Raw genomic sequence first — 25,758 nt, 5'->3', positions numbered from 1 at the left:
GCCCCTGCCGCTCGTTCCCCGGCCCCCCGTGACGGTCACGCCCTGTTCCGGTCGAGGCCGCGCATGCGTGCGCCTCGGTCACGACGGTCAGCTACCGCCCGTGGCCACTGGGGCGCCGATGCCGATCTGCAGGGTGGTCGGCGCGGCACAGCAGCCCCCGCCGGAGGTCTCGCCGGCTTCGGGCTTGTCGAAGAGTCCGGCGCCACCGCAGACTCCGGTCTCGGGCAGGGTGAGTTCGACACGCTCAGCGGCCTCCCGGTCGCCGGCGAGGGCCGCGGCGATGGAGCGGATCTGCTCGTAGCCGGTCATGGCCAGGAACGTCGGCGCGCGGCCGTAGGACTTCATACCGACCAGATAGACACCCTTCTCCGGGTGGGACAGCTCGTTCACGCCGTGCGGGTGGACCGTGCCGCATGAGTGGACATTGGGGTCGATCAGCGGCGCCAGCGAGGTCGGAGCCTGGAGACGCTCATCCAGGCCGAGGCGGACCTCGGAGAGGAACGACAGGTCGGGGCGGAAGCCGGTCAGAACGATGACCTCGTCGACCTGCTCGGTGCGGCGGCCGTCCTCCGCCACCAGCACCAGACGCCCGTCGCCATCACACCCGTCGCCATCACGCTCGACGACTACCGTGCGAAAGCCGGTGACCGCGCTCGCGCGCCCTGCCTCGACCGCGGCCTTCGCGGCGAGCCCCAGGGCGCCGCGAGCGGGGAGCTGGTCCGCTTCGCCGCCGCCGTAGGTATGGGCACCGATTCCCCGGCGCAGGATCCACATCGTGTGAGTACCGGGTTCACCCTTCGCAAGGTCGGCGAGGGCGGCAAGGGCGGTGAATGCGGAGGCGCCGGAGCCCACGACAGCAGTGCGCTTGCCGGCGAAACGGGCGCGTACGGCCGTGTCGCGGAGGTCAGGGACGCGGTAGGAGATCCGGTCGGCAGCCGCGCGCTCGCCGATGGCGGGCAGGCCGTCGGCGCCGATCGGGCCGGGGGTCGTCCATGTGCCGGAGGCGTCGAGTACCGCGCGGGCGGCGATTCGCTCCTCCCGGCCGTCCGCCGTGGTCAGGTGCACCGTGAACGGCTGCTCGTCGCGCCCGGAGTCGACGATGCGGTCACGGCCGGCCCTGGCGACGCCGGTGACGGTCGCGCCGTAACGGACCGTGTCGCCGAGGGCGTCAGCCAGCGGCTGGAGGTACCGCTCGGCCCAGTCACCGCCGGTCGGGTACGTCGCGCCGTCCGGGCGCACCCAGCCGGTGGGAGCGAGCAGCTTCTCGGCGGCCGGGTCCACGACCTCGCCCCAGGGGGAGAAGAGCCGCACGTGCGACCACTCCCGCACGGCGTTGCCAGCGGCCGGTCCGGCTTCCAGGACCAGCGGTTCCAGGCCGCGCTCGATCAGGTGGGCAGCGGCGGCCAGGCCTACAGGGCCGGCCCCGATCACGACGACGGGCAGCTCAGTGATGGCGGGCGCAGTCACGACGACTCTCCTTTGTTTCGACGTTTATCGATGTCCGATGGAGTCAGCATGAGCCCTGTATCGACATGCGTCAACATAGACATTTGTCGAACTCGCAGGAACAATGGACGCATGCCGACTACGAACACGCTGCCGCTCCTGGAGCCGGAGTCCGTGGCACCGTGCTGCCCGCCACTGACCGAGCGTCCACTGACAGCCGAGGAGGCCGTGCGCACCGCCGCGATGTTCAAGGCTCTAGGCGACCCCGTGCGGCTCCGGCTCTTCTCACTCGTCGCCTCGCACGCGGGCGGGGAGGCCTGCGTGTGCGACATCTCCGACGTCGGCGTGTCCCAGCCGACCGTCTCCCACCATCTGAAGAAGCTCAAAGAGGCCGGACTTCTGACCTCCGAGCGACGCGGGACCTGGGTGTACTACCGGGTGGCCCCTGAGGTGCTGGCCGCCATGGCCGGCCTGCTGTCCGCCAGTCGTTGATCATGCCCCGCCGACATGCGCCCGGCGGTCAGTCCTCGCCGCCGAGGGAGCGCCGACCACGATCACGCGCTGCCCGGCGAAGTCATACGGGAGGGGCACGTCTTACGGGAGGGGAGGGGCGGTCCACGGTGTGCAGCTGTACGCCGCGGAATTCCCCGGGTTCCCAACGCCCCGATGCTCTCGAGACCGACACCCACATCACCGAGCTGCTCGGCTCCCTCCCGGGCAACTGTCACCGGTCCGCCCCGCGGTGAGCAGCTGCGTAGCCGGAGCTGCCTGTGCCGGGCGGGTGTCGTGGCGAGCCGGTCGACACTGCTGCCGCTGATCCCGCGCCCTGCCCGAGCCGGCGACGCAGACGCCCATGGTGCTCAGCCGGCCCACCGGCTTCGTCGGCAGCAGGCCGAAGTTCGCCGGGCGAACGCGCGGGCGGGCATAGTCGGCCAACGTCGGCCCAGCCGTGTGCAGATGGCGCGACAGCCCTTGCGCCAGGCGCGGTGCCGCAGCTGAAACGCGAAGGCCCACAACAGCACGGGGCACCCTCCGGGTTCAGCTCTGGAATGCGGCCTTCGACATCCACGCCAATGCCGCACCCCGGCGGGCGCAGAAACAGGACGCTGTCCGGGCTTCCCGGAATTGCGCGCTTCCGGGTCCGCGCTGTGTTTCCGCCGCTCAAAAGGTCAGGTTCGGACCGGCTCGGCAGGCCCGTGGGGAGTTCCTTGCTTAAGCTGACCGGGTGGCACCGGATCGGCTCAACGGCACATGAGGTTGATGTCCGCGATGCTGCCGAGCCGTACCTGGGGGGGTCGAGCGGCCGTGCGTCTTTGGCCCGGGCCGGAAGGGGCTCACAATGGACGACTACCCGCTGATCGAGAACCACGGCCTGATCGGTGATCTGCAGACCGCGGCGCTGGTGACCACCGACGGGACGATCGACTGGTTCTGCTGTCCGCGCTTCGACTCGCCAAGCGTGTTCGGCGCTCTGCTGGACCGTGAAAAGGGCGGGCATTTCACGGTCGCCCCGGCAACCAAGACCTACGCCACAAAGCAGCTGTACCTTCCCGACACCGCGATTCTCGTGACCCGGTTCATGACGGAGTCGGGCGCCGGCGAGGTGGTCGACTTCATGCCGGTGACCGGGCAGACGGCCACCCCTCGCCACCGTCTGGTCCGCATGCTCCGATGCGTGCGCGGCAGCATGACCTTCGAGATCGACATCGCCCCCCGATTCGACTACGGCCGCAAACCGCACACGCTGCACATCACCGACCACGGAGCGGTGTTCACCGCGGAGGATCTGGAACTGACCGTCCACGCGGTCCGCGAACCGGAGGACGAGCGGCTGCTGAGCTCCCTCACGGGCGAACGGGATCTGCACTTCTCGGTGACCCTGCACGCGGGTCAGCAGCGGGGCCTGGTCATGGAGTCGTCCGCCGGCGGACCGCCGCGCGAGATCCGCCTCACCGAGTTCCAGCAGCTCTTCGACAACACCATCCAGTACTGGCGGTCCTGGCTCGGCCAGTCCCGGTACTCGGGCCGGTGGCGGGAGGCGGTGGAGCGCTCCGCCGTGACGCTGAAGCTGATGACGTACGCACCCAGCGGCGCCCTGGTGGCGGCCCCGACGGCGGGGCTCCCCGAGCAACTGGGCGGCGAGCGCAACTGGGACTACCGGTTCACCTGGATCCGCGACGCCTCGTTCTCCGTGTACGCCCTGCTGGGACTGGGGTTCAAGGAGGAGGCGACCGCGTTCATCGGCTGGCTGCGCGACCGGGTGAAGGAAAAGGCCGGCAGTGACGGTGACACAGGACCGCTGAACATCATGTACCGGGTCGACGGCTCCTCCGACCTCGTCGAGGAGGTCCTGGAGCACTGGGAGGGGTACCAGCGCTCCGCGCCGGTGCGCATCGGCAACGGCGCCGCCCAGCAGCTGCAACTGGACATCTACGGCGAGGCGCTGGACAGCATATTCTTCGCGCACCAGCGCGGTATCCAGCTGGACCACCGGGGCTGGACCTCGCTGCACACGATCCTCGACTGGCTCACCGATCACTGGGACCAGGCCGGGGAGGGCCTGTGGGAGGGCCGGGGCGGCCGCAAGGACTTCACCTACGGCCGGGTGATGTCCTGGGTCGCCTTCGACCGCGCGCTGCGGCTCGCGGCCGCCAGCGGCCGACCGGCCGCGCTCGACCGCTGGAGCAGTGAGCGGAACAAGATCTACGAGCAGGTCCTGACGCGGGGCTGGGACCCGGAGCGCAACGCCTTCGTCCAGCACTACGGCAGCGATGTGCTCGACTCCTCGCTGCTGCGGATGCCGACGGTGGGCTTCATCACCCCCGACGACCCCATGTGGACATCCACTCTGGACGCGATGGACCGGGAGCTGGTCACCGACAGCCTGGTCTACCGCTACAACCCCGAAGCCTCGCCCGACGGGCTGCGCGGCTCCGAAGGGACCTTCTCCCTCTGCACGTTCATGTACGTCGATGCCCTTGCCCGGGCCGGACGGACCGATCAGGCCAGACTCGTTCTGGAGAAGATGCTGACGTACGCCAACCATCTGGGCCTGTACTCGGAGGAGATCGACCTGACGGGTCGACAACTGGGCAACTTCCCACAGGCGTTCACCCATCTGGCACTCATCGACGCGGCCATCACCCTGGACGCGACCTTGAACCGGGCGCGGGAGACCGGTACTTCGATCCCGCTCGGTACGGCGAACCGGGCTCCCATCTCGACGGTGCCGATCGGGGACCGGGCGAACGTCGGCGGCTGACCGTCGATACCCGGTACGGAAGCCGCTGCCGGGGGCGGCAGCCGCCGGGCCTGGCGGGGAGGGGCCGGGGAGTGCGACGGTGTCGCCTTGTCGGGGAGTGACCGCCTGCGTCTCGGTGACCGGGTCGGGCCGGCCGTCGGCCCGTATCGCGTACAGGGTGTCGTGCTCCGGCGGGAGCGGCTCGGAGGCGGGCCGCACCAGGAAACGGCTGCCCTGCGCGTACCGGGCCGCCAGGGTGTGCCGGACGAGTGACCTGCCGAAGAGGATGTCGCTGCCGGGGTAGGGGGATCCGTCGCGTCTTGTCCGTCGGTCTGACGTGGTCGAGCAGCGGACCGACGACGGTCGGCCATACCTGCCTTTGCTGCTCGGGATGGCGCAGGGAGATCGGGGGAACCTCAGCCGCCGGTGGCGAAGCCGGGGAAGAGGGTCATCCCGCCGTCCACATAGAGGGTGGTTCCCACCACGTAGTCCATGAGGTCGGAGGCAAGGCCGACGACGGCATGGGCGATGTCCTGGGGGTCGCCGATGCGCTTGTACGGGATGAGCCGCAGCAGCTCCTCCTGGGCCTCCGGCGTCTCCCAGGCGCTGCGGTTGATCGGCGTCTTGATGGCTCCCGGGGCGACCGCGTTCACACGGATCTTCTGCGGTGCGAGTTCCTGCGCCAGTGTCTCCATCATCATCTGTACGCCGCCCTTGGAGGAGGCGTAGTTGACGTGCCCCGCCCACGGGATGAGCTGGTGCACCGAGCTCATGCAGATGATCTTCCCTGCCGCGCTCGACACCTCCGGGACGACCCCGCGCCGCAGGAACTCCTTCGTCGCCTCCCGGGCGCACAGGAACTGACCCGTCAGGTTGACGTCCAGCACCTTCTGCCACTGGGCGAGGGTCATCTCCGTGAACGGGGCGTCGCGCTGCAGACCGGCGTTGGCGACCAGGATGTCGATCGTCCCGAACTCCTGGACCATCCGGTCCATCATGCCGACGACCTGGTCCTCCTGGGACACGTCCGCCTCGTACGCCGCCGCGCGCACCCCGAACGAGGCGATCTCCTTGACCACTTGCTCGGCGGCCGCACGATCGGCCACATAGTTCACGACCACGTCGGCGCCGGCCCGGCCAAGACCGATGGCCGTCGCCATGCCGATTCCGGAGTTGGCGCCAGTGACCAGTGCCTTCTGCCCCTTCAGCAGATGCGCCGGGATCACGCCCTGGGGTACACCCGCGGTGGAATTCACGATTGCCTGCCTCCTGGCTGCGTGGCCCCCGGTCCGCCGGCCCGCGGCCCGGTCGAGTACCGGCGTCAGAGAATCACCGGTGGCGGGACGCGGCACCTCAGGCGAGCTGACGTTGGGCTGCCCGGCGGAGCAACTTCGCCCGGTCGGACCAGTGGCCGGCCCGGCGGTCAGCTCAGCCGTTCCATGAGGTGGTCGCCCACCCGCAGGGCGTTGGCGATGGCCGTCAGGGACGGGTTGACCGCGCCGATGCTCGGGAAGAAGCTCGTGTCGACCACGTAGAGGTTGTCCAGGTCGTGGGCCTTGCAGTTGACGTCCAGGGCGGAGGCGGCCGGATCGTCGCCGAACCGGACGGTGCCGGCCTGGTGCGCGGTTGCGCCGATCGGCATGCCCTTGTGCAGATAGATGCTGTGGGACAGCAACCGGTGCTCGTGCATGCCCAAGTGACCGAGCATGCCCTGGAGTTTGTGCTGCAGACGCTTCAGGCCTTCCACGTTGTTCTTCTCGTCGAGGGCCAGATGGATGCTGCCGTCGCCGTCCAGGGTGACGCGGTTGTCGGACAGCGGAAGGTCCTCGCCGCACAGCCAGAAATCGACGGCGTGATGGGCCAGCACCTCGAAGGGCATGTCGGGCGAGACCGCTCCGGCCCAGCGTGGGGCCTCGCCGTGGATCTGTTCGGCGTCCGACTTGCCGAGCATCTGGATTCCGCCCAGCGGGTAGTCCCAGTCGTCCGCGCCCAGATACCAGTCGTTCATGGCGAGGGTCTTCTGGAACTGTGTGTCGTTGGGTTCCTTCGACACGGCCATCAGGGCCAGATTGTTGTGCCGCATGTAGAAACGGCCGACCACGTCGGAGCTGTTGGCCAGCCCGCGGGGGTGCCGGTCGTTGGCCGAAGCCAGCAGCAGAGCGGCGGAGTTGACCGCCCCGCAGGCGACGACCACGATGTCCGCCGCGTACCGGTCCTCCGAGCCGTCCGCGTTCCGGGTGACGACCGTGCTGACGCTGCGTCCGGCCGCGTCGGTCTCCAGCCGGACCACTCGGGCATTGGTGATCATCTCGACGTTGGGGTGCTGCAGGGCGGGTTCCACGCAGATCACCTGGGCGTCGGACTTGCCGCGCACCAGACACGGGAATCCGTCGACGCGGTTGCAGCGGATGCAGACGCTGGAGTGGGTCGCCCGCCCATTGCTGTCCTGGGTCAGGTTGACCCCGATGGGCAGATGGAAGGGATGCAGGCCCCGCTTCTCCAGGTCGTCGCTCAACTGCTGGATGCGTGGCTCGTGTTCGACGGGCGGGTACGCGTACTGCGCGCTCGCCGGCCCTTCGCCGGGGTCCTCGCCGTGCCGCCCGTGTACGAGATAGAGGTGCTCGGCCTGGGTGTAGTACGGCTCCAGATCCTCGTAGCGGATCGGCCAGGCGGGCGAGACGCCGTCGTGGTGGCGGAGTTCGCCGAAGTCCTCGGGCCGCAGCCGGAAGAGGGCGGCGCCGTAGAACTTGGTGTTTCCTCCGACGTAGTAGTTGACCTCGGGCGGGAACTCGTTGCCGTGCTTGTCGAACCAGAATTCCGGGGCCCGGTACTTGCCCTTGACGAACACGGCGGTGGAGTCCCAGTTGTCCCGCTCACGCGGGAGATAGTCACCGCGTTCGAGGATGAGCACCCGTTTGCCGGAGGGAGCGAGCCGGTGGGCAAGCGTACCGCCGCCGGCGCCGCTGCCGATGATGATGACGTCATAGTGCGGGGAGTCGCCCACGGCGACCACCGTCCTTGCTCTCGCGGCCCTGCCCTCTCGCCGGGACCTGTCACATCACACTGCGGAGACGAAGGAACCATTCCGCCTTTTCGAACGTAACCGCCCTTTCGGTTCGCGGCGACCGGGGAGCCACCGAGCGGACGCGGTCAGAGAACGGCGATCGGATTCACCGGCGAGCCGGTGGCCGCCGGCAGCCGCAGCGGCGCGACCACACACAGGAAGCTCCAGCGGCCGGCCCGTTCGCACGCCGGAGCCAGCTCCTCGAACTGCAGGTAGTCCATGAGGTGCACTCCCAAGGCGTGCATGGCCAGCACATGCACGGGAAAGGCGATCTCCGCCACCGCGCTGGGGGCAGTGTCGTTGTTGCCGTCCCCGCCCAGCACCGCGACCTGCCGCTCGGCCAGGAACCGCATCGCCGTCGGATGGAGGCCGCACCGGGCCTGCGCCGCGTCCCAGGCCCCGAGCTCCCGGCGCCTTCCCCGGTGCCCCACCCGGACGAGCAGTAGATCCCCCGGCCCGACCCGGACCCCTTGGGCGGCCTCGGCTGCGGTCAGGTCGTCGGCCGTCACATGGTCGCCGGGTTCCAGCCAGGGCACCCCGCGCAGCCGCGGGATGTCCAGCAGTACGCCGCGGCCGATGATGCCGTCCCGTACCACGTCGAGGGAGAGCGAACCGGCGCCGTCCCGCGTCACAGTGCTCGCCGGCACCCCGTTGTAGAGTTCGCCGTCGAGCAGCACATGGCAGAGCGCGTCGAGATGGCTGTCCGCGTCCCCGTGCACGTTCATCGCGAACCGGTCGAGGGCGAAGTGCAGCCCGTCCGCGCCGATGTCACCGGGCGCGGGTCCGGTCATCCGATGCTCCGCGGGCTCGGGATTGTCCGGGCCCGGCCGGGTCTCGATGGGCGAGGCGAGGGACACCGTGCGCCCGGACCTGACCTCGGCGGCGGCTGCCACCACCCGCTCGGGCGTCAGGTGGTTGAGTGCTCCGCGCCGGTCGTCGGGACTGCGCCGGGCGCCGTCGCGCAGGTGCTCGTACAGCTGCCGGAAGGCGTCCGCGGTCATGGGCTGCGGGGGTGAGGGTTCGGTGTACGGGGCCATGGGGATGCTGCCTCCCGCCGACGATTCGGGCGTCCGGCGTCTCATTGTCGGGCGGCCGGTCCGGGCCCGCGACAGCGGCGCCGCCTCAACCGGTGGTCTCCCAGGGGCCGAGGCCCCACCGCAGCACATGGCTGGCGCCCGGCTCCAGGGTGGTCAGATCCGTACCGCTCCGGAAAGCGTCCGCCGGACAGGACATCGCTTCCACGGCGAGACCGCGGCGCCGCCGCCCGGGCTCGGGCAGGGTGTCACCCGTGTACACCTGGACGTACCGGGTGCCTTCGCCGAGCCGTACGTCGATGCCGCGCAGCCCCGAGGGGTGCGCCAGCCGCACCACGGCCCGGCCGGAGGGGTCCCGGTCGAGTCCGGTGAACGCGGTGTCCAGCTGCTGCTCGCCGATGGGCCGGGCGACGCGGAAGTCGTACGCCGTGCCTTCGACCGGTTCCCGGCCGACCGGCAGGCTCTGCTCGTCGGTGCGCAGCCGGTAGCGGGCGGGTACGGTCAGCAGCGCCGTGTCCACCAGGTCCGTGCCCACGGTCAGATAAGGGTGCTGGCCCACGCCATAAGGTGCCGCGGTGTCCCCCACGTTGGTCGCGGTCACGGCGACCTCGAGCCCCTGCGGCCCCAGCCGGTACTCGGCGACGACCTCCAGCAGGAAGGGATAGCCCGGCTGCGGGAAGAGCGTGGTGCCGACCCTGACTCCGTCGTCGCTGCGGGCGAGCAGCTCCCACGGGGTCCAGCGGAGGAGTCCGTGGATCGCGTTGCGCTTCTCCGGCTCGGTCAGTGGGAGTTGCAGATCCTGGCCATTGAAGTGGTAGCGCCCGCCGCCCACCCGGTTGGGCCAGGGAACGAGAAGTTGCCCTCGGCCGCCGGTGATCCGTGCGTCGGCGGTGAATCCGTCCAGCAGCGGACGGCCGTCCACCTCGTAGTGGCGCAGGGCGGCGCCCAGCTGGACCACGACGGCCGTCTGCTCGGCGTGGCGCAGCTGCCACTGTTCTCCCGTCGCGTGTTGTCTTGTCGCGTGTTCGTCTGTCCGGTGTTCGTCTGTCGCGCTGGGGGGCATGCGCAGCTCCTCACTCGGTACGGTGCCTACGGTCGGCGCGCCGGTCCGCGGGGGAACCGGTGGGGTGTCCGCGCGCAGCAGGGATACAACGGCCTCGACGACGTCTTCCGGCCGCTGGTCGATCTCCACCACCAAGGGGTGTTCGTCGGGCTCCGGCTCCTGGAGATCCGCGAACTGACTGTCCAGCAGTCCGGCCTGGAAGAAGTGGCCGTGCCGGGCGACCAGTCGGGAGCGGATGAGCTGCCGCGAACCGTGCAGGTACACCAGGCGCACGGGTCGTCCGCCGAGCAGTTGGTCCCGGTAGTCGCGCTTGAGCGCGGAGCACGTGACCACGGCCGGTTGCCGCGCCGCGATCTCCTGGTCCATCCAGGCGGCGATGGCGTTCAGCCACGGCCGCCTCTCCTTGTCGGTCAGCGGTTGACCGGCCGCCATCCTGGCGCGGTTGGCCGGGGGATGGAAATCGTCCGCGTCCCGGTAGGGCCAGCCGAGCCGGTCGGCGAGCAGCCGCGCCACCGTGGACTTGCCCGATCCCGCCACGCCGACGACAAGCACCAGGGCATCGGGCACCCCGGCGGCCGCGTCACCCGTCGGAGCCGGGAGTGCCCCGGTCATCAGCCCTCCAAGGACGGGGCGCCGCGCAGAGCGCCCGGATGGCGAATCCGGCGACAACGATCACGACGCCTCCCATCACGATCCATAGTGTCCGCTTCATGTCTCGGCGGCTGTTCGGCGGCCGCACGCCGCCACCCTCAGGCGGGGCTGGCCACGCTGGCGGCCGGCGATACGGCGGGCTTGACCACCGGCGGAACAGCGCGGCCGGGAGGCAGCAGCTCGGTGGTCACGAAGGCGACGACGGCCGCCAGAATCACCACGGGGATCAAGTCGGTCTTGCCGAGCAGCAGGCCGACGAGCACCACGCTGCTGACCGGCAGCCGCAGGGCACTGGTCGCGGCGGCCGCCATGCCCGCGGCCATTCCCGGTACGACCCCCAGACCCGGAAGGGGCGCGAGCAGCACACCCATCGCGCCGCCCAGGAACAGGGAGGGAAAGATGGGTCCGCCTCGCAGGCTGCCCAGACAGAGCGCGTAGGCCGCGCCCTTGCAGATCAGTACGGCGATCAGGGCACCGACCCCCCAGGCGTGCGGATCGGCGGCCATCCGGGTCAGCGTGGCCTGACCGGACGAGGCCACGTCCGCAGGTGACAGGTCGGTGGTGAGCGCGTACACGGAGGCGCAGACTCCGGCGGCCAGCGCGCAGACGGCGGTGTGGACGACGGGGCGCATCGAGACGAACACGGCGGCCAGCCGGCCTCCGGTCAGAATCAGATGCACGAAGACACCGATCGCGACAGCCATCAGCACCGACCAGAACACGTCACCGGTATCGATACGGGGAACCGGTTCGCCCAGCTTCAGGGACAGACCGCCGGTCGAGAGGCCGGTCCAGCGGCCGAAGCCGGTGAACACGAGCGAACCCACCCCGCTGGACAGCAGAACCGGCAGCATGACCGCGAACAGCTGCGGTCCGCCGACCCCCGCCATCTCCATGAGCAGCACCGCGGCCATCAGCGGGTTGCCGAAGATCGTCGAGACGGCCGCCGCGGCTCCGGCCGCGCCCAGGAGTGCCTTGCTCTGCGGGGTGGCCGGCGTCCGGACGAGATTCCTGAAGAGCAGCGCCAGGCCCCCGCCGAGGGCGACCAGCGGGGCTTCGGGCCCCAGGGCGGCGCCGAGCGGGAGGCTGACCGCGGCCGCGAGGATCACTCCGGGCAGCGCCGCGGCCGAGGAGCCCCCCGCGTGCAGTCCGGAGGCGGGGATGTGGCCGCCGGCGCCGGGCAGATGTGTGACCAGCAGGCCGACGAGGATGCCGGCGACGAGCAGCAGGGGCAGCGGCCACCACCACGGCGGGGCGTCCCAGCCCAGGGCCTGCGGCACATTGGCCCACATCAGATGCTCCAGCTGGTGGAGCCCGACGAGGAACCAGAACGCGGCGAGCGACACCGGAAGACCGATGAGGGCGCTGAACCCGAGCGTTTTCAGGTAGGTCGGGGTGCGCAGCATGTCGCGCAGCCGGTCCGCCTCCTCCGGCTGCGTTCCACCGCCGGACGCGGCTGGTCGCGGGCTCGGCTCCGTCATGGGGTCGTCCTTCCCCGGTCCCCAACTCCGGTGTCAGCCAAGGATCTTGCGCTTCTCTGCCGCGAATTCCTCTTCGGTCAGCACCCCTTGGGCCTTCAGGTCGCCCAGTTGCTTGAGCTGATCGATCTTGTTGCTCATGTCGTCGCCGGGTGGAGCGGGCGGCGTTGGGGCCGGAGCGGGTGCCGTGGCCTGCGGCTGCTGCTGCTGGTCGTCCTGCTGCGCCCACCGACCCGCCTGGCGCCGCGACACGCGGTTGGACACCGCGGTCGCGGTTCCGGCGACGACGGCGGTGCGGGCGACGCCACGAATAAGTCCGGGCATGTTCACTCATCTCCCACGGTGGGTGCGGGCGGACCGCCGCAGGGACGGTCCATGGGCCCGTTGCCTTCAGCCGGCGGCGGGGCCGCCGGGGGCCGTCGCCTCGACCTCGTCCAGGGAGGCCAGCAGGGCCTGGACGGGAATTCGGCCGCTCGTCACCAATTGCGCACCGCTGCGCCGCATGGCTCGGGCGAAGGGTGCCGCCCAGAGGTTCTCGTACACCAGGATTCCGGCGGAGTTGCCCGGCTCCAGCGCGGTCGCGGCCTCGTCGAGATCGTCCTGGCCCAGCAGCCCGGACGAGGCACCCTCGAAGACCGTCAGGTCGAGCCCGTCCCCGAGATCCGTCAGTTCAAGTGCGGTAACCGAGCCATCGCTGTCCTTGCGGATGAAGCAGAGGTCGAGGATGCGGATGATGCCGCGATCGACCAGATCGACGAGCAGGGGGAAGCCCTCGCCCGTCATGCGGTTGCCGGGGAACTCGACGACCAGGTAGTCGACGGGGCCCATCTCTTCGATGTCGTCGCCCATGGCCACTCCTCACGAGCGCGTGGGGTACGGGCCTCGACCACCGCTCATGTCCGGCGGCGCTCGCCGCGACAGACGGCGACGGAGCGGCCCTTTCAGGCCATTGCAACACCCGGCGGAAGGCTTCGCACTTCCTGAGACCTGGCGGCGCCTGCCGCGTCAACTGGTCAGCTGGTCAGCTGGTCAGCTGGTAGATGCTCTTCCCGGTGAGCCACAGGCCGAGAAACAGACAGATGACCACGATCGCCGGCTCCTGGTGGCCTTCGAGCCAAGCGCGCAGTTTCATCAGCCGGGCCTGGGCCGCCTCCGGTGCGAACACCACATACAGCTCGGCGGCCAGAAGACTCGAGGTGGCGAGGATGCAGAAGCCGAACAGCGCCAGATACGACGAGAAGTGCGACAGGTCGGCCTCGATGACCGTGGTCGCCCCCGCGGCGACCATGCCCCAGGGCTGCAGGAACACGGCAAGTCCCGCCGCCGCCCAGGCCGAGCTGCGGTCCATCCGGGAGGTCGTGGAAGGGGACGACGGGGAACGGGAAGACTTACGAGGCGACTTGCGGGCGGACCCGGACGCCGGCTTGTGAGCCTCTCCAAGCCGCCGTCGCCGGTGTTCGCCGTAGAGCACCAGCGCGAGGCCGATGGCGAGTTTGGCCGCGAGCGCCGCCGTGGACGGCGGAGATCTGGGCGGCGGGGGCTGTCCGCCGGTCAGCGCGAGTACCAGAGCGATCACACCGACGAGACAGGCCAGCCAGCCCAGGATGAAGGCCAGCCCCTTCCACGCACCCCTCGTGGACGACACCACCAGGACAAAAGCCATGATCGGCAGAGGGTCGAGCGTGATGGCCAGCGCGATGAGGAGCAGGTCGATGACCATGGCGACCCAATCGTGTGGCGACATCACGAGGCTATGCACAGGACGCGGAAGCGACACCTTTTGGTCACCGAGCTGCCGGCTTGCCGGAGATGCCGCCGCGCACTCCGTCCCCCACCCTGGACGCAGGGAAGGAGCAGCGCCATGACGCATTCCGTACGGGTGCCGTGGAAGGCAGGGGGCCGTTCACAGAGCCCGGGTGCCGTACCCGCCGGCTGATGCCTCCCAGTGAGCCCGAGGACGTCCGGGGGCGGCCGCGCAAGGGGACGCACGCCGGGGAAGAGGGCGCGGCGGACCGCCGTCCTGGCTCCGTCTTCCGGCCGTCCTGGTGGCAGGTCCGGTCCCGGAAGCTGGTCGCCACCGCGAAGTGGCTGCACACGCGGGCCGAGGCCCGCTTCCCGGTCATCTCGCATCTGGCCGCACGGATGGTGTCGGTGAACATCTTCGACTCCGCCACCCGGCTGGCGGCGCAGTGCTTTCTGACCGCGGTCCCGCTGCTCTTCGTCGTCGGGTCCTTCGCACCGGAGGCGGTGCGCAATCAGCTGATCAGCTCCGTGCGCGCGGTCTTCGGGCTCGGCGGCGCCGCGAACGACGAGCTGGCGCAGGTGTATCAGTCCGGTACCGACAGTCTGCGCGAGGCCACCGGTGTGGTGGGCGCGCTCATGCTGCTGCTCTCCGCCACGGCCGTCAGCCGGGCGATGCAGCGGCTGTGCAAGCGGGCCTGGGAGATCCCCAGGGCGGGAACCGGGATCGCCGCCTGGCGGTGGCTGGCATGGATCGGGATCTGGCTGGCGGTTCTGATCGTGCAGGCGCCGCTGCGCGACGGTTTCGGCGCCGGGCTGTGGCTTGGCGTCCCGGTCACGGTGCTGACCCAGACCGCGCTCTGGTGGTGGACCCAGCACCTGTTGCTGGGCGGCCTGATCCGGTGGCCACCCCTGCTGCCCGGAGCCGTCATCACTGCGATCGCCGTGACCTTTCTGTCGATCGGAGCGCGTTTCTACATGCCCCGGGCGCTCAATCGCGCCCTTTCCGAGTACGGGTCGGTCGGCTCGGTCTTCGTACTGCTCTCATGGCTGATCATCGTCTGCGTGGCGGTCGCCATCAGCATCTGCGCGGGAGCCGTCGCGGCCCAGGAACCGTTCCTGGCCCGTCACCTGGGCAGTCCACCGCCCACCTGGCAGAAGGTTGAAGGCACTTGACAACGGCTTCTGCTCCTGGGGCGGCCCTCGGGTCTGTCCGCGGGCCCGGGCTGCGACGGCTTCGCCCGCGCAGCCCGGCTCGGATTGAATTGACAGCCCGGCGGGTGCGGGGCGTTCACCGCACGATCGGAGCCTCCGTGTGCAGACCTGCCTTGTCGACGTCCGCGTGCACGGTGACGGTACCGTCGGTCCAGCGGACCAGGACGTCGTTGCGGCGGATGTCCGAGCCGAAGGCCCCGGCAGTGACGACGGCGGCGCGGGTCCACGGGGACTTCGGGGTTCGGATCTTGATCTCGCCGTGCATGCCGGCGGTGTCGACGCCCGGGTGGATGGTGGTTTCACCGTCCACCCAGCGCACCAGCAGGTCGCCGGTGTTCCTGCCGGTGAACTCCCCGGCGGTGATCTGTGCGGCGAGCGGCCACGTCTTGTTCGGCTTCACCAGGAAGGTGCCCTTGCTCACCGCCTTGCTGTCGACGTCGGCGTACATCCCGACGGAGCCGTTGGCCCAGACAACGGTCAGGTCGTCCCGCAGCGCACCCGGGGTGTGCCGGCCGACGGCGATGAGCCTGGCGTTCTGCCAGTTCTTGTGTTTGGCCAGAGTCTTCTCGTCGTGGAAGCCCGTCTTGTCGACGTGTCGGTACTCGCTCAGCTCACCGTCGCTCCAGCGCACCACGAGCCCGTCCGTGCCACTGCCGGTGAACCTTCCGCCGCTGATGGCTCGCGCGTTCTTCCAGATGCTTCCTGGGGCGGCGAGCCGGTGGGCGGCGGAGAACGGACGCTTCGGGTCGCCGGCACCGCTGCCCTGGTAGAGAACGACTGATCCGTCGGCCCACACGACGAGCAGGTCGCCGCTCCCGTTGCCCGTGAAGTCCCCGGTGGCCAGCAGCCTGGCGTTCTGCCACTGCTCCCAGCCGCCCATCGCGAAGGGCAGGGCCGGCTGGACGTAGGGGCCGAAGTCGCTGTGGCGGCCGTTGTCGGCATCGTCGTACAGCTGGAAGAACCGATCGCCGTACACCGGGCTGTAGGTGATGCGGTTGTACGCCGGGTGGGTGGTGGGTACGCCCGGTCCGCCGCCGTTCCAGCCGCCCACGTTGCCGATGATCTCGCCTGTGCCCTTGGCACGGTCGAGGGTGGAGAAGAACGGCCCGCCGGAGACGCCGTCCCACATGCCTGCGCAGTCGATGCGCATCTGGTGGAAGTCCGGCAGCGCCTGGGTGCGGCTGGTGCACTGGACGGGCCGGTCCTGCGGATTTCGGCCGACATTGGGATAGCCGATGGTGGTGACGGCGTTCTCCGATGTGGCGGGACGGGCGGGCGTGTTGCCGCCGACGGCGTCCTGCAGGTTCCTGGTGCCGTTGGGCTTGACCCGGGCGAACGCGTAGTCCAGGTCGGACTCCGGGCCTCTGCTGTTCTTCACGTATCGCTTGTCGGCGAACCATTCGTCAACCGGCCAGATGCCGTAAGGCTGCTGCGCGAGGCTCTTGGCCGGGTCGTACTTCGGCACGAAGACGGCCTTGGTATTGAGGCAGTGACCTGCCGTCAGGATGAGGTTGCGTCCCTTGCTCTGCACCGTGCTGGCGGAGCAGTAGTGCGTCCGCATGTCGGCGCCGACGGTGAAGAGGATGCCGACGGAGGGGATGCCCGCAAACTGCTGCCCCACGTCCGCTCGGGCGCGTGGTGACCTACCCCGCCCCGGCAGGCCGGCGCCGGGGCGGCCGGAAGGATCGGTGGCGGATGCGATGCGCTCCGGTGTCCAGAACTGCAGCGCCTCGGCTACCGACCAGCTGTCGTCGTCCGGCCGCGCCGGCGCGCCCGCCCGGTCCGCTGCCGCGGGGAAGCACCGGGCGATGGACTCGTGGGTGCGGGTGACGGCCGGTCGGCCGCCATGGAGGCGGGGCTTGTGACGACGGTGGCCAGGGCGCAGCACGCCAGGGAGACGGTGAGGCGGGGCAGGGAAGGTATGCGCAAGGGGGAACTCCATCAGGTGGGAGAGGTGTGGGCGAAGGCGCCGCGGGTGGGCGGAATCAGGCACGAAGGGTCTGGGTGCGACGGCTGCGGAAGAGAGCGGTGACCGGAGGCACGGGGCGGGCGAGGTCAGCCGACGAGCTGCACCTCGCTGTGCGTGCCGGCGGCGTCCACGCCGGGGTGCAGGGTGAGCCTTCCGTCGTTCCAGCGGACGAGGACGTCGTGGCGGGTGCGGTCACCGGAGTGGGCCCCGGTCGCGATCAACTCGGCGTTGGTCCAGGGGGATTTGGCGGGGCGATCTTCGTCTCGCCGTGGAAGCCCCTGGTGTCGACGCCCGGGTAGATGGTGGTCTCGCCGTCCTTCCAGCGGACCAGCAGATCACTGGTCTTGGCCCCGGTGAACTCGCCCGCACTGATCTGGTCCGCGTACGTCCAGATCTTGTCCGCCTTGGCGAGCTGGACCTCCTTGCGGACAGCGTTGGTGTTGAGGTCGGGATAGAGGGAGACGGTCCCGTTGTTCCACACCACGAGCAGATCGTCCCGCAGAGTGCCGCCGTTGAAGCGGCCCGTGGTCACGAGCTTGGCGTTCTGCCACGCCGCCGTCTTCGCCAGCGTCTTCTCCTCGTGGAAGCCCTGCTGATCCACATGCGTGTACTGGGTCACCTCGCCGTCGACCCAGCGCACGACCAGGTCCATGTGCCACTTGCCATTGGCGGAACCCCCCGTGAAGTACCCGGCAGCCAGGAGATCGGCCTTCTTCCAGTCGGCGGGACAGCAGAGTGCGCAGGGCGGTCTGCCGGATCCAGTCGGCGATGTCGTCTGACGGTGCCCACAACACCGGCAAGCAGCATTCCACGTGCGCGGAATTTCACCAGAGACTTCCTTCCGAAAGGTGCGGCGCAACGGCAGCCGCAAAGAAGACCCGTTCCCCCAGGGCCTTCACGGAACTTATCACCCATTCATCCCGGACCTTCAACCGAAATCACCGATAACAAGTCAGCAACATTGCCCCTGCCGACTAAACGCGGAAGCCCTCACCAGCGTCCTACGGAATCTCTCGCTCCATTTTTTTACGTTCGGGAGAGCGGGGCTACAGGGCTATGCTCGGCTGGCCGATATGTGGCGAACCCGCCATGACCAGGCGGGTTTTCTTGGTGCAGATATGGCAGCAAGGGGGGGGCCTGCTGCCAAAGCCGCGGCCGAACTTGCGCTGCAGGGATCGGACGCGGATGTGCAGCTTTTCCTGACCAAGGAAAAGGCTGTCGCCGAGCGCAGCCTTGGCGGAGGCGACCTCGTCAGGTTCAATCCTCCCAGGTCTTTCGGCCCCTGTCGGAAACAGACACAATGAATTGGATCCACCACTGGGTCGTAGTGAAGGATGGGCGAGTCTACGATGCCTTCACACCCAGGGCTGGTGAAACAATTGCCGAGTACAAGGCGCAATGGGACTACGGCGATGCCATCAACTTCGGATTCTGAGAGCTGCGATGCATGATAAAGATCTGGTCCAGGGAATTCGCCTGCGACCTGCCCTCTTTGGCCTGGATGGTTCATTCACTCAAAGTGTTACGTTCCTTCTAGGCCTTGATCTGGGCTGCGCCGGCGGTCTCCTGCGCGGATTCACCGAATGGCTCATCGTCCGCCGGGGGCACGACACGAGCCTCCGCTGGAATGCACTCATCCTTGAGGCTGCGTTCCCTGGCGCAGGAATCAGACGACCGAACAACCTCGGACAAGACGAGGATAGCCGCGCAACGGAATGCCTATTCTCCCTCCTGGTCGAGTTCCTGGAGGTTCGAGAGAGTCCCGTTGATCTGGCTCGAATGTACAATGCATATTACGCATTGTGTGAACCGGAGGGTGCGTAGCTTAGCGTCCGGCCGGGATATCATTATTTCAGTCCGCTAAGAACCGCTTGAATCTGCAGCCCCGCCAGGGTGACTGGTGGGGCTGCAGTGGTGTCTGACGGCAGTAGTTGACGGCAACGTCAGCGGACGAAAGCGACGCAGGGCGGCGGTTCGTCGCTGTCGGCCCTGTCCGCCTTGGCGCTCATCAGGCCGTCAAGTGCGGTGCCGAGGCTGTTGATGGCCTGGCGCTGCAGCCGGAGTCGGACGTGGGCGTGGGCGTGGGCGGTGACTCTCCTAGGCCTGGGCGATCAGGCGGTCCACCGCTGCCGTGCCCGAGGTGTAGCCGGCGGAAGTCTCCCCGTACCCGGCGGGCATGGGAACAGCGGCGGGCATGGCGCCGGCAGGCGGCAAGTTCTGCTGCCGGGCCGCCGGGGCAAGGCCCCGGGCGGCGACCGGCTGCTGGGCCAGAGCGAGCATCGGTGTCTGCTGCATCGGCGTCTGCTGCAGCGGTCTCTGCTGCTGCGGCGCGGGCACCTGGGCCAGCATCGGCGCCATCGGCTGCGGGGGCGGTTCGGCCACCTGGGTGCGCTGTCCGTACAGCACCTGCTCCATCGCCGATATCAGCCGGATCACGTCCTGATGCGGACGCACCACCAGGCGCAGGAAGCGGCTCGAGCTGCCGACCTTGTTACTGCACTCGCGCACCAATACGCCGTGTTCGGCGAGTAGCCGGTCCCGCAGGACCGCCCCGTCCACACCCTCCGGCAGGCGGACATAGAGGAAGTTGCCCTGCGAGGGGTAGATGGTGAGGCCGGGCAGCTGAGAGAGGCGCCAGGTCATCTCCTGCCGGTCGCGCCGGGCCTGCTGGAGGCTCTCGGCGTACTCCTGGCGGTGCTCCTTCAGCATGAACACCACTGTCTCGGCGAAGGAGTTGAGGTTCCACTTCGGCAGTGCGGCACGCACCTTCGCGGCGAGGCTGGGATTCGACACGAGGTAGCCGAAGCGCACGCCGTGCAGCCCGAAGTTCTTGCCCAGACTGCGCAGCACGATCACGTTCGTCCGCAGCACGGCCTCCGCCGCGACGCTCGGCTCCGGTTCGGCGTCCGCGAATTCGAGGAAGGACTCGTCGACGACGACCAGGTCCAGGTCCTGGAGGGAGTCGAGCATGGCGAGGAGCTGCTGTTTGGGGAGGTAGCCGCCATCGGGGTTGTTGGGGTTGCAGATGACCGCCGCGCGGGAGCCGCGGCTGCGGATGAACTGCACGAAGGACTCGGGGTCGAGGCCGAAACCGCGTGCCTCCGGCAGCAGGAGCATGTCGACACGCTTGCCGGTCTCCATCGGCTGGTCGGTCCACCGTCCGAAGGTGGGGACGGGGACCGCCAGCGACTCCTTGACCAGCAAATGGTCGATCCAGGTGATCAGTTCGGTGGAGCCGTTGCCCATGGCGACGGTCTGCGGGTTGAGGCCGAGCACCTGGCACAGCTCGGCGGTGATGGTGTCCGCGCTGCTCGGGTAGTACGTGAGGATCTCGCGTAAGCGGTTACCGAGCTGATCGAACATCACTGGGGTGGGAAAGTACGGATTGCAGGGGATGCAGAAGTCCGTGATCTCGCCGCCGGCTGCCCTGTTCAGGGTGAAGTACGAAGGGCTGTGCGCGGTGGACGCGCGGAAGAGTGCGGTGACATTGCTGCCGGCCATAGATCTGCCTCCCCTGCCGGAACGGCCCATGCGGAAGCACATGAGCCGCCCAGGTATACGGAAGGGGATGGGACGGCGTTCAACGGCTGGGGCGTTCGGGACACTCCGGGGCTGATCAGCCCGCCTTCTCGGGGCCCGTCGTGCGGTGGACAACGTTCGGTTGTAGGCCGAAGTACTGGGCGCCCGTGCTTCACACCTGGGCCATGCCGCCGTCCACGAAGAGCTCCACGCCGGTGATGAAGCTCGACGCATCGCTGGAGAGGAACACCGCGGCCTTGCCCATCTCGCGGGGATCCGCGATCCGCCCGGTCGGGTTGCCCTCCCCCATGGCCTTGATCGCGGCGTCCACCTGATCGGCTCCCTGCGCCATCTCCAGAGCGCGCCTGAGGGACTCGGTGTCGACCGCCCCGGGACTGAGGACGTTCATCCGGATGCCCGCCCCCTTGATGTCCTGGATCCAGGACCGGATGAAACCGCGCACCGCGGCCTTCGCGCCGCCGTACATGCTCATCCCGCGCGGAGGCTGGATGGAAGCCGTCGATCCGATGATGACGACCGTTCCGCCGGACGGCAGCAGCGGCAGTGCCGGTTGGACGGTGAACAGGACACCCTTCGCATTGACGTTGAAGGTCCGGTCGAACTGCTCCTCCGTGATCGAGCCGAGCGGGGCGTGAGCGCCGATGCCGGCGTTGGCCACGACCGCGTCGAGCCGTCCGTACCGTGTCTTGACCTCCCGGTACATCATCTCCATGGACGCGAGATTCGTGACATCCGCGACGATGCCGGAGCAGTTCGGTCCGATCACCGCGACTGCTTCGTCCAGCTGTGCCTGCTGGAGATCGGTGATGACCACGCGGGCGCCCTGGTCAACGAACTCCTGGGCGATACCCAGGCCGACCCCCGACGCGCCGCCGGTGACAACGGCGACCTTTCCTTCGAGCGAGAGATTCATTTTCTTCTCCTATGACGTTCTTGGTTTCCCGCGCAGTGCTCCGCTGTGGGTACAACGCGCAGGCGCGCACCCGTGCGGCAAGGCGGAGGCGCTGGGCCGCCTCGCGGCGGCGGCGGGGAGATACGGGGCGAGAGCGCGCCCTTCCCCTTCCGGGAAGCGAATGCGGGCAGCAGATGCCCTACAGTGGAAGTGGAGGCGCCGCCACTTCATTGACTATAAGCGGATGCGCCTCCACTTGGCAACCGGGGACAACAGGAGACCGCCGATGACCAGAGAGACAGGACGCCCGCTGCGGGCCGACGCGCAGCGCAACCGGGACAAGATCCTCTCCGCTGCGGTGCGCGTCTTCGCCGAGCAGGGACTGGACGCGCACCTGGAGCGCATCGCCAAAGAAGCCGGCGTAGGCACCGGGACCCTCTACCGGAACTTTCCGACCCGGGAGATCCTGATCGAGGCCGCGTACCGCAACGAGCTGAGCCGGCTGTGCGACGCCGCCCCCGACCTTCTGGCCACGATGGAGCCGCGTGAGGCGCTGCGCGCCTGGATGGGCCGCTTCATCGACTACGCGACCGCCAAACTGGGCATGGCCGATGCCCTGCGGGCCCTCGTCGAGTCGGGCGTCAACCCCTACGCCCAAAGCCACGAGATGATGCTGTCCGCCCTGACCTCACTCCTGAGCGCCGGCGTAAGCGCCGGCACCATCCGGTCGGACATCAGCGCGACCGACATGTTCGCCGGCCTCACCGGCATTGCTCTGGCCTCCGGAAAACCCGAACAGCGTGAGCAGGCCGAACGTCTCCTCGACCTCATCCTGGACGGACTGAGCACCGACCGGCACTGACGCGGCGATTGTCTGGCACCTGTCAATTCTTAGGAGGACAGGGCTGAAGCGTGCTCTTCCACGGCGCGGAGAGACCGGATCTCGAACCAATCGACCTTGGGCGGGCGGCAGTTCGAGATCCGGACACTCCTCAGAGAGTGCCGAGCCGTTCCAGCGGGAACGGCGGCTGGGCCAGCGGGCGCACCGCGAGCCGGGTCAGCGGCAGGGCATTGTCGTCACCCGCCGTGCGGTTGGCATGGAGCACCCCGCAGCCGGTGCAGCGGTGGACGAGCACCCACTCGCCGTCGCCGCGGACGGAGATGGCGAGAGGTTCCATCCGGGCTCCGCAGTCGGCAGCCCTGTCGCCGGGGGTGTCGTCGAGATGACGGCTCCACAGGCAGTTGGGGCAGTGATTGCGGTGACCGGTACCGGCTGCGGTCATCGATACGTCGAGACCGCAGTGGAGGCAGCGGAAGGACTGGGCACGCGCTTCGGTGCGGGCGCGTCTGGAGGTGTTGCCCGGGGTGTTGCGTGAGGCATTGCCCGGGGTCTTGCGTGAGGTGCTGCGGGACATCGTGGACACGACTCCTGGTGTGATGCGCGGGGTGGGCGTCAGCTCTGAACGCCGTCTCGCATCAAGGGAGTTCATACCGCGAGAGCGGGAGGCCTTCCTCGATCGCGAGAACGGTTCCGCTGGGCCCTGGGCATACACGCACCACCTCTGCCTCGACATCCGGTCGCCTGATGAGATCCCGCCGCACGGGCGTACGGCAACCGAATTTATTCAGCACGCCGGGCACACGCCGGGCAACGGAAGGGCCGCAAACGGCGTCAGGCGACCGAACCCATCCGCCCCACCGAGGCCTGCAGGCCGTCATGGTGGATCGGGGTGTGCGCTCCCGTCAGGGAGACTCCGCTGCCGCCGCGCCGGTTAGCCACTATCTCCGCACCGATCGACAGCGCCGTCTCCTCCGGCGTACGCGCGCCGAGGTCCAGGCCGATCGGCGAGCGCAGACGGGCCAGTTCGAGTTCGGTCACGCCGACCTCACGCAACCGCTTGTTGCGGTCCTCATGCGTACGCCGGGAACCCATCGCGCCGATATAGGCGACGGGAAGTCTCAGGGCCAGTTCGAGCAGCGGGACGTCGAACTTGGCGTCGTGGGTGAGGACGCAGAGGACAGTGCGGCGGTCCACCTCCGTCGACTCCAGATAGCGGTGCGGCCAGTCGACGACGATCTCGTCGGCCTCCGGGAAGCGGGTCCTCGTCGCGAAGACGGGACGGGCGTCGCAGACCGTGACGTGGTAGCCGAGGAACTTGCCGACCCGGACCAGTGCCGAGGCGAAGTCGATCGCGCCGAAGACGATCATGCGGGGGGCCGGGACGCTCGATTCGATCAGGAGCGTCAACGGCTGTCCGCAGCGGCTGCCGTCCTCGCCAATGACGACCGTGCCGGTGCGGCCGACATCCAGCAGCGCGCGGGCCTCGGCCGCAGCCGTGCGGTCCAGCTCGGGGTGACCGCCGAGGACCCCGTCGTACGAACCGTCCGGCCGGACCAGCAGCGCACGGCCCCTGACCTCCGCCGGTCCGTCGGTGATCCGCGCGACCGCCGCCGCCTCCCCTCCGGCGGCGGCGGACAGCGCGGCCGCGAACACCTTCCTCGCAGGAGAGTCCGCGCGTACCGGCATGACGAGGATGTCGATGATTCCGCCGCAGGTCAGGCCTACGGCGAAGGCGTCGTCGTCGCTGTAGCCGAACTGCTCGAGGACGGTGAGACCGTCCTCGAGCGACTGCCGACACAGCTCGTACACCGCCCCTTCCACACACCCTCCGGAGACCGACCCGATCGCCGTGCCCTCGCTGTCCACCGCGAGAGCGGCGCCCGGCTGCCGGGGCGCGCTGCCGCCGACCGCCACCACGGTGGCGACAGCGAATTCGCGGCCCTGCTCGACCCACCGGTTCAGCTCTTCGGCGATGTCCAGCACGTCGGTCTCCTCAAGGTGTGGGTAGGGGCGACGGGGAGTTACTTGACTCCCAGCCAGCCCTCGATCGGGTGAAGGGCGAAGTAGGCCAGGAAGACGACGGACAGCACCCACATCAGCCAGCCGACGTCGCGCGCCTTGCCCTGCACGGCCTTGATCAGGACGTGGGCGATGACGCCGGCCGCGATGCCCGCGGTGATCGAGTACGTGAAGGGCATCAGCACGGTGGTCAGGAACACCGGGATCGCGGTGGCCTGGTCGTTCCAGTCGATGTGCTTGGCATTTGTCATCATCATCGATCCGATGACGACGAGCGCGGCGGCGGCCACCTGGGTGGGGATGACCTGGGCGAGTGGAGTGAAGAACAGGCAGAGTGTGAACGCGAGGCCGGTGATCACGCTGGCGAAGCCGGTGCGCGCACCGTCACCGACGCCCGCCGTGGACTCCACGAACACCGTCTGGCCGGAGGCGCCGGCCAGGCCGCCGAACGCGCCGCCCGCACCATCGATGGCCAGGGCCTTGTTGAGGCCCGGCATCTTGCCCTTGTCGTCGGCGAGGTCGGCCTGCTGGCCGATGCCGATGATGGTGCCCATGGCGTCGAAGAAGCCGGCCAGCACCAGGGTGAAGACGATGACGCCGACGGTGATGCCACCGACGCCGCCCATGCCGCTGAAAGAGACACTGCCGAAGAGACCGAAGTCCGGCGTGCTCACGATGGAGCCGGTGATCTCGGGTGCGTTCAGTCCGCCCCAGGCCTTCTTGTCGAGGCCCGCGAACTGGTGGACCACCGCGGCGAAGACCGTACCGCCGACGATGCCGATGAGGATCGCGCCGGGGACCTTGCGGACCTGCAGCAGGAAGATCAGCAGGACGGTGACGGCGAAGCAGAGCACCGGCCAGCCGGTGAGCATGTCGCTCGTGCCGAGCTGGATCGGCTTGGCTCCGGCGATACCGCCGTCTCCGGGCATGGAGGTGACGAAACCCGCCTGGACCAGGCCGATGAGGCAGACGAAGAGGCCGATCCCCATGGTGATCGCGTGCTTCAGTGCCAGGGGGATGGCATTCATGATCAGTTCGCGCAGACCGGTGACAACGAGCAGGACGATCACGGCGCCGTAGATGACGCACATGCCCATCGCGTTTTCCCAGGTCATCTGCGGGGCGACCTGGAAGGCCATGACGGCGGAGACGCTGAGTCCCGCCGCGAGGGCCAGCGGCACATTGCCGATGAAGCCCATCACGATGGTGGTGGCCGCGGCGGCGAAGACGGTCGCGGTGGTGAGCTGATCACCGTCGAGCCTGTGACCGGCCGCATCCGGAACCGAGAGAATCACCGGGTTGAGAAGGATGATGTACGCCATCGCCATGAAGGTGGTGATGCCGCCACGCACCTCCCGACCGACGGTCGATCCTCGCTGGGTTATGTGGAAGTACCGGTCGAGCCAAGACCTTCCGGCGGGCTGGCGCGTACCCGCGCCGGCGTCCTCCGCCGTGGTCTTGGTCTCAAGGGACTGCTGGGTCATGGTGCCTACTCCCAAGGTTCACAGGGGCACCCGCATGGGGACTGAAATCGCGGGATTTGGGATGGTGCGCTGGCTGCACGA

Annotated in this window: 22 protein-coding genes; 5 read left to right on the top strand and 17 right to left on the bottom strand. The window is 68.9% G+C overall.

Annotation, left to right across the window (positions count from 1 at the left end):
• Positions 1-87: 87 nt before the first annotated feature.
• Positions 88-1,467, bottom strand: a complete 1,380-nt coding sequence (locus OG735_RS33110; RefSeq protein WP_327326813.1) for an NAD(P)-binding domain-containing protein — start codon at positions 1,465-1,467, stop codon at positions 88-90.
• Between the two features lie 111 nt (positions 1,468-1,578).
• On the opposite strand from OG735_RS33110, the gene OG735_RS33105 reads away from it, so the two are divergent.
• Positions 1,579-1,938, top strand: a complete 360-nt coding sequence (locus OG735_RS33105) for an ArsR/SmtB family transcription factor (protein WP_327326812.1) — start codon at positions 1,579-1,581, stop codon at positions 1,936-1,938.
• An 847-nt stretch (positions 1,939-2,785) separates the two neighbouring features.
• Entirely contained in the window at positions 2,786-4,708 is a 1,923-nt protein-coding gene (locus tag OG735_RS33100) for a glycoside hydrolase family 15 protein (protein WP_327326811.1), read from the top strand.
• A 395-nt stretch (positions 4,709-5,103) separates the two neighbouring features.
• Here the strand turns inward: OG735_RS33100 and OG735_RS33095 are convergent, their stop codons facing one another.
• The 8 genes from OG735_RS33095 to OG735_RS33060 all read right to left on the bottom strand — a co-directional run bounded on the left by OG735_RS33095 (position 5,104) and on the right by OG735_RS33060 (position 13,697).
• Positions 5,104-5,898 (bottom strand): SDR family oxidoreductase, encoded by a 795-nt coding sequence (locus OG735_RS33095; RefSeq protein WP_442812636.1) that lies wholly within the window; start codon positions 5,896-5,898, stop codon positions 5,104-5,106.
• A gap of 212 nt (positions 5,899-6,110) precedes the next feature.
• Complete coding sequence (locus OG735_RS33090; RefSeq protein ID WP_327326809.1) at positions 6,111-7,691, bottom strand: GMC family oxidoreductase; 1,581 nt, start codon at positions 7,689-7,691, stop codon at positions 6,111-6,113.
• A 146-nt stretch (positions 7,692-7,837) separates the two neighbouring features.
• Positions 7,838-8,752 (bottom strand): cyclase family protein, encoded by a 915-nt coding sequence (locus OG735_RS33085; RefSeq protein WP_327328536.1) that lies wholly within the window; start codon positions 8,750-8,752, stop codon positions 7,838-7,840.
• Between the two features lie 121 nt (positions 8,753-8,873).
• Positions 8,874-10,460, bottom strand: a complete 1,587-nt coding sequence (locus OG735_RS33080) for a gluconokinase, GntK/IdnK-type (protein WP_327326808.1) — start codon at positions 10,458-10,460, stop codon at positions 8,874-8,876.
• A 137-nt stretch (positions 10,461-10,597) separates the two neighbouring features.
• Complete coding sequence (locus tag OG735_RS33075) at positions 10,598-11,980, bottom strand: chloride channel protein (RefSeq protein ID WP_327326807.1); 1,383 nt, start codon at positions 11,978-11,980, stop codon at positions 10,598-10,600.
• A gap of 33 nt (positions 11,981-12,013) precedes the next feature.
• The gene (locus OG735_RS33070; RefSeq protein WP_327326806.1) at positions 12,014-12,301 is read right to left on the bottom strand and encodes an SHOCT domain-containing protein; all 288 of its coding nucleotides are present in this window, start codon (positions 12,299-12,301) and stop codon (positions 12,014-12,016) included.
• A 66-nt stretch (positions 12,302-12,367) separates the two neighbouring features.
• Complete coding sequence (locus OG735_RS33065; RefSeq protein ID WP_327326805.1) at positions 12,368-12,826, bottom strand: DUF6325 family protein; 459 nt, start codon at positions 12,824-12,826, stop codon at positions 12,368-12,370.
• Positions 12,827-12,998: 172 nt separating this feature from the next.
• Entirely contained in the window at positions 12,999-13,697 is a 699-nt protein-coding gene (locus tag OG735_RS33060) for a GAP family protein (protein WP_327328535.1), read from the bottom strand.
• 215 nt (positions 13,698-13,912) lie between these two features.
• Between OG735_RS33060 and OG735_RS33055 the strand changes: the two genes are divergently transcribed.
• On the top strand, positions 13,913-14,893 hold the full coding sequence (locus OG735_RS33055; protein WP_327326804.1) for a YhjD/YihY/BrkB family envelope integrity protein: 981 nt from the start codon (positions 13,913-13,915) through the stop codon (positions 14,891-14,893).
• Positions 14,894-15,008: 115 nt separating this feature from the next.
• On the opposite strand, the gene OG735_RS33050 is transcribed toward OG735_RS33055, so the two are convergent.
• From OG735_RS33050 to OG735_RS33040, 3 genes are all read right to left on the bottom strand, one after another.
• Entirely contained in the window at positions 15,009-16,820 is a 1,812-nt protein-coding gene (locus OG735_RS33050; protein WP_327326803.1) for a trypsin-like serine peptidase, read from the bottom strand.
• 167 nt (positions 16,821-16,987) lie between these two features.
• Positions 16,988-17,122 (bottom strand): hypothetical protein, encoded by a 135-nt coding sequence (locus OG735_RS33045; protein ID WP_327326802.1) that lies wholly within the window; start codon positions 17,120-17,122, stop codon positions 16,988-16,990.
• Entirely contained in the window at positions 17,119-17,553 is a 435-nt protein-coding gene (locus OG735_RS33040) for a hypothetical protein (RefSeq protein WP_327326801.1), read from the bottom strand. Before OG735_RS33040 ends, OG735_RS33045 begins: the two co-directional genes overlap by 4 nt.
• Before the next feature lie 421 nt (positions 17,554-17,974).
• Here OG735_RS33040 and OG735_RS42100 point away from each other — a divergent pair, with 421 nt between their 5' ends.
• Positions 17,975-18,205: a hypothetical protein gene (locus tag OG735_RS42100; protein ID WP_442812530.1), complete on the top strand. Its 231-nt coding sequence runs from the start codon at positions 17,975-17,977 to the stop codon at positions 18,203-18,205.
• Positions 18,206-18,998: 793 nt separating this feature from the next.
• On the opposite strand, the gene OG735_RS33035 is transcribed toward OG735_RS42100, so the two are convergent.
• Both OG735_RS33035 and OG735_RS33030 read right to left on the bottom strand, forming a co-directional pair.
• Positions 18,999-20,402 carry an aminotransferase class I/II-fold pyridoxal phosphate-dependent enzyme gene (locus OG735_RS33035; protein ID WP_327326800.1) on the bottom strand — a complete coding sequence of 468 codons (1,404 nt, stop codon included), beginning with the start codon at positions 20,400-20,402 and terminating at the stop codon, positions 18,999-19,001.
• Positions 20,403-20,592: 190 nt separating this feature from the next.
• Positions 20,593-21,354, bottom strand: a complete 762-nt coding sequence (locus OG735_RS33030; RefSeq protein ID WP_327326799.1) for an SDR family NAD(P)-dependent oxidoreductase — start codon at positions 21,352-21,354, stop codon at positions 20,593-20,595.
• 265 nt (positions 21,355-21,619) lie between these two features.
• On the opposite strand from OG735_RS33030, the gene OG735_RS33025 reads away from it, so the two are divergent.
• Complete coding sequence (locus OG735_RS33025) at positions 21,620-22,195, top strand: TetR/AcrR family transcriptional regulator (RefSeq protein WP_327326798.1); 576 nt, start codon at positions 21,620-21,622, stop codon at positions 22,193-22,195.
• Positions 22,196-22,325: 130 nt separating this feature from the next.
• Here the strand turns inward: OG735_RS33025 and OG735_RS33020 are convergent, their stop codons facing one another.
• The 3 genes from OG735_RS33020 to OG735_RS33010 form a co-directional block, all read right to left on the bottom strand.
• Positions 22,326-22,748 carry an RNHCP domain-containing protein gene (locus OG735_RS33020; RefSeq protein WP_327326797.1) on the bottom strand — a complete coding sequence of 141 codons (423 nt, stop codon included), beginning with the start codon at positions 22,746-22,748 and terminating at the stop codon, positions 22,326-22,328.
• 257 nt (positions 22,749-23,005) lie between these two features.
• Positions 23,006-24,157: an XdhC/CoxI family protein gene (locus tag OG735_RS33015; protein WP_327326796.1), complete on the bottom strand. Its 1,152-nt coding sequence runs from the start codon at positions 24,155-24,157 to the stop codon at positions 23,006-23,008.
• Between the two features lie 38 nt (positions 24,158-24,195).
• Positions 24,196-25,677 carry an NCS2 family permease gene (locus tag OG735_RS33010; protein WP_327326795.1) on the bottom strand — a complete coding sequence of 494 codons (1,482 nt, stop codon included), beginning with the start codon at positions 25,675-25,677 and terminating at the stop codon, positions 24,196-24,198.
• Positions 25,678-25,758 lie beyond the last annotated feature (81 nt).

It is taken from the genome of Streptomyces sp. NBC_01210 (assembly GCF_036010325.1).
Classification (GTDB): domain Bacteria; phylum Actinomycetota; class Actinomycetes; order Streptomycetales; family Streptomycetaceae; genus Streptomyces.
This window is presented reverse-complemented; position numbering and strand designations above follow the sequence as displayed.

What these genes read in the sequence shown, in the direction of transcription:
- OG735_RS33105 (WP_327326812.1), top strand. Translation starts at nt 1,579, where the DNA reads ATGCCGACTACGAACACGCTGCCGCTCCTGGAGCCGGAGTCCGTGGCA.
- OG735_RS33100 (WP_327326811.1), top strand. Translation starts at nt 2,786, where the DNA reads ATGGACGACTACCCGCTGATCGAGAACCACGGCCTGATCGGTGATCTG.
- OG735_RS33085 (WP_327328536.1), bottom strand. Translation starts at nt 8,752, where the DNA reads ATGACCGCGGACGCCTTCCGGCAGCTGTACGAGCACCTGCGCGACGGC.
- OG735_RS33080 (WP_327326808.1), bottom strand. Translation starts at nt 10,460, where the DNA reads ATGACCGGGGCACTCCCGGCTCCGACGGGTGACGCGGCCGCCGGGGTG.
- OG735_RS33075 (WP_327326807.1), bottom strand. Translation starts at nt 11,980, where the DNA reads ATGACGGAGCCGAGCCCGCGACCAGCCGCGTCCGGCGGTGGAACGCAG.
- OG735_RS33070 (WP_327326806.1), bottom strand. Translation starts at nt 12,301, where the DNA reads ATGCCCGGACTTATTCGTGGCGTCGCCCGCACCGCCGTCGTCGCCGGA.
- OG735_RS33065 (WP_327326805.1), bottom strand. Translation starts at nt 12,826, where the DNA reads ATGGGCGACGACATCGAAGAGATGGGCCCCGTCGACTACCTGGTCGTC.
- OG735_RS33060 (WP_327328535.1), bottom strand. Translation starts at nt 13,697, where the DNA reads ATGGTCATCGACCTGCTCCTCATCGCGCTGGCCATCACGCTCGACCCT.
- OG735_RS33055 (WP_327326804.1), top strand. Translation starts at nt 13,913, where the DNA reads ATGCCTCCCAGTGAGCCCGAGGACGTCCGGGGGCGGCCGCGCAAGGGG.
- OG735_RS33040 (WP_327326801.1), bottom strand. Translation starts at nt 17,553, where the DNA reads ATGGACCTGGTCGTGCGCTGGGTCGACGGCGAGGTGACCCAGTACACG.
- OG735_RS42100 (WP_442812530.1), top strand. Translation starts at nt 17,975, where the DNA reads ATGTGGCGAACCCGCCATGACCAGGCGGGTTTTCTTGGTGCAGATATG.
- OG735_RS33035 (WP_327326800.1), bottom strand. Translation starts at nt 20,402, where the DNA reads ATGGCCGGCAGCAATGTCACCGCACTCTTCCGCGCGTCCACCGCGCAC.
- OG735_RS33030 (WP_327326799.1), bottom strand. Translation starts at nt 21,354, where the DNA reads ATGAATCTCTCGCTCGAAGGAAAGGTCGCCGTTGTCACCGGCGGCGCG.
- OG735_RS33025 (WP_327326798.1), top strand. Translation starts at nt 21,620, where the DNA reads ATGACCAGAGAGACAGGACGCCCGCTGCGGGCCGACGCGCAGCGCAAC.
- OG735_RS33020 (WP_327326797.1), bottom strand. Translation starts at nt 22,748, where the DNA reads ATGTCCCGCAGCACCTCACGCAAGACCCCGGGCAATGCCTCACGCAAC.
- OG735_RS33010 (WP_327326795.1), bottom strand. Translation starts at nt 25,677, where the DNA reads ATGACCCAGCAGTCCCTTGAGACCAAGACCACGGCGGAGGACGCCGGC.